This is a genomic window from Streptomyces xingningensis, assembly GCF_054957865.1.
This window is the reverse complement of record NZ_JBDJPF010000144.1, coordinates 1-3,354: the sequence shown is the minus strand read 5'-3', so window position 1 is coordinate 3,354 and position 3,354 is coordinate 1. Positions and strand designations below refer to the sequence as shown.

The following is a 3,354-nucleotide window of genomic DNA, read 5'->3' as shown; positions in this document are numbered from 1 at the left end:
ATGTTGTTACCTGGACACCTCACGCCCCGTTAGCTCAGAGGGGCGGCAAAGTGGGCCGTCGGACGGGGCTGTTCCGGAGGTGGCCGTGCGGGTCCTGCACCAGCGGCGCGAGGACGGCTCGTACCGGGTCGAGCTGCTCGACGAGGCGGGCGATCCGATTGAGGTGGTCTCGGGATTCCTGCGGTTCCTGGCCGCACGGGACTGCTCGCCGAACACGCGCGTGTCGTACGCGTACGACCTTCGCCACCTGTGGCGGTTCTTCGGCGAGCGTGGCCTGACCTGGGACGTGTTCGCCCCGCCGCACGCGATCCCGCTGCTGGAGTACCTGCGCACGGTCCCGTCCCGTCGCCCACGGCAGCGCATGGTGCTCACCGTCGCGACGGCCGATGCGGGCGGTCCGGGCACGAAGCTCGCGGCGACCACGGTCAACCGGATCCTTGCGGCGGTGTCGTCGTTCTACGAGTACGCCATCCTCGCCGGCCTGTTGGACCGCGCCAACCCCATCGAGAAGCGCCCGGACCCCGCCTTGCAGCGGGTCTCCGAGAGGCACCGCCCGTTCATGGGGCGAGCCAGCCGCCAGCGGCCCGTCCGCCGCGCGGTGCGGGTCAAGACCGTCCAGGCCCTGCCTCGCCCGCTGGACGACGCCCAGGTCGAGGCCCTGCTCGCCGAGCTGCGATCGGTACGCGACCGGGCCATGGTGCTGCTGATGCTCCAAGGCGGCCTGCGGCCCGGCGAGGCCCTCGGGCTCCACATGGAGGACATCGCCTACGGGCGCCGCCGGGTGGTAGTCCGCCACCGCGACGACCATCCCAAGGGCGCCCGGTCGAAGTCACGCTACGAGCGTGTGGTGGACCTGCACGAGCCCGAGGCCCTGGCTACCGTCAGCGCCTACGTGATGACCGAGCGGCCCGCCGACGCGGAGACGCCGCTGGTGTTCCTCGTCGGCGGCCGAGGGACCCGGCGCCTGGAACCGCTCGGCTACGACGGCCTGGTGCGGATGTTCGCCCGAGCCTGCACCCGGGCCGGGATCCGCGAACCGTGGGTGACCCCGCACGCCCTCCGGCACACTCACGCCACCCGCATGTGGGAAGGCGGGATGCGCGAGTTGACGCTCCAGAAACGACTCGGCCACGCAACTCCGGAATCGACTCGGATCTACACCCGGGTCTCGGATCCGGCCGTGGTGGACGAGTACAACCGCGCCCTGGGCAAGGCAAAGCCGTCTGCGGAGGACGCCCGGTGAGGTCGAAAGGCGTCTCCACGGCGGCCATCCTGGCCAGCCCTGCAGCCATTCCCCAGCAGCGACGCCGATGGCGCCACTGCCCCGAGGACGAATGGCGGGCTCACGTCGAGGGCCAGGGCGGCAACCCGCAATACCGGCTGATGAAGCTGCGGTTCCGCCGCCAGTTCGTCGAGCACTGGCCCAAGCTCTCCAGCTGGTTCGGCGCCCCGCTGGTCGAACGGGTCGGCCGGCTACACGGCGAGTCGTTCCACCGCCCGTCCTACCCGGTGTCGTTCCGGGCCCGCACCTACCTGGTCTATCTCGGGCTGCGCGGCTACGCGACGTTCGACTACCCGTGGCTGTTCGCCCCCGGACAGCTCGCCATCGTCGAACCGGCCGCCGCCCTCGGTATTGACCTGGGCACCAAGCAACTCGTCGCCGACGCGATCGCCCTGGGCTTCCATCCGAGCTCCGCACGTCAGGCGATGCACTGGTCGGTCAGCCGCATCGCGTTGCACACCGGCATCTTCGACGTCACCGCGATCACCGAGGACCACATCGCCGAGGCCCTCCAGGGCATCCGGTTCTTCGCCGACCACTCGGACCTGGAACGGTTCTACCCCTGTCGGCGGCGCTACCTGGAAGGCCCCGCGAAGAACTGGGTCACGCATCTGCACCAGCTGCAGATCGTGCTCTTCCACCGCGGCCAGGTGGCCACGCAGCCCCGCAAGCTCATGCCCGGATGGAAGCCCCCGCTGGTGCTGCCGCCGCGGATGCAGGCCGTCGCCGAGAAGTGGCTGGCCGCCCGGCGGCTGACCGACCGCCCGGTGACAGTGGACAAGCTGGAGCTGACGATCCGCCGCTTCGGCGACTGGCTCGGCGAGCACCACCCCGAGGTCACCTCCTTCGCCGACGTGACTCGGAACCACTGCCTGGCCTGGCTCCAGCACATCGCCGAGGAGCCCACCAAGACGACCGGCAAACCCCTCGGGGTCGTCTCCCGCATCCAAAGAGCTTCTGGGCTGGGCCAGTTCTTCCGGGACACCGCGGCCTGGCAATGGGAGGACGTCCCCGGCCACAGTCTCATCGGCCCCGGTGACTCGCCCAAGTCACCGCTCAAGGTGCCCCGCTTCATCCCGGACGACGAACTGGACCGGCTGATGCCGGCCGTTGAGCAGATCGCCTGCCCCTTCCAGCGCGCGGCCCTGCTGGTCGCCCGCTGGTCGGGAGCCCGCCGGGACGAGATCCGCCGCCTGCCCCTCGACTGCCTGGACCGCTACCCGGACGGCACCGCCCGCCTGCGGCTGCCCGCCCGCAAGACCTACAAGGAGCGCGTCGTCCCCCTCCACGAGGACGCCGCAGCGGCCTTGCAGAAGGTCATCGACCTGCGGCGCCAGGGCAGGGAACGGCCCTTCACCGACGAGCTGACCGGGCAGCCGGTGCGCTACCTGTTCATGCAGCACGGCAAGCTGCTGTCGACGTATTACCTGTTCGAGACGCCGATCCAGGCCGCCTGCAAGGCCGTCGGCCTCGTCCGCCCCGGCGGGCGAGGCGGCACCGGACGCGGCACCGTCACCGCCCACCGCTTCCGGCATACCGTGGGCACCCAGCTCGCCGAACGCGGCGCCAAACTCCACACGATCATGAAGGTCCTCGGACACTCCAGCGTGTCCATGGCCCTCGTCTATGCACAGATCAGCGACCAGGAGGTCCTGCGTGACTACAAGGCCGTCCTCGAACCCGGCGCCAACATCGCCGGCCCCGCCGCCGCGGAGCTGAAGTCCGGAGCCCTGCCCGAGGAAGCCGTCGACTGGCTGAAGACGAACTTCTTCAAGACCGAACTCGAACTCGGCCACTGCCTGCGGCTGCCCGCTGAGGGCCCCTGCGAGTGCGACCTCTACCTGACCTGCGCGAAGTTCGTCACGACCCCCGCCTACGCGCCCCGGCTGCGGGCAAGGCGCAAGGTCGAACATGCCCTCGCCACCGACGCCGCCAACCACGGATGGTCCCGCGAGGTCGAACGCCACCACTGCACCGCCGACCGCATCGAGAAGCTGCTGACGGACCTCGGCCAGCCCCTCGAAGACCCCACCGACACACTGGAGGAGAGCCGCCTTGACTTGTCCACATAA

Annotated in this window: 2 protein-coding genes; both read left to right on the top strand. The window is 70.2% G+C overall.

Annotated elements, in window-relative coordinates:
* Positions 1-85: 85 nt before the first annotated feature.
* On the top strand, positions 86-1,243 hold the full coding sequence (locus ABCR83_RS32485) for a tyrosine-type recombinase/integrase (RefSeq protein ID WP_462698858.1): 1,158 nt from the start codon (positions 86-88) through the stop codon (positions 1,241-1,243).
* Entirely contained in the window at positions 1,240-3,354 is a 2,115-nt protein-coding gene (locus ABCR83_RS32480) for a tyrosine-type recombinase/integrase (protein ID WP_462698857.1), read from the top strand. The genes ABCR83_RS32485 and ABCR83_RS32480 overlap by 4 nt, the downstream gene beginning before the upstream one ends.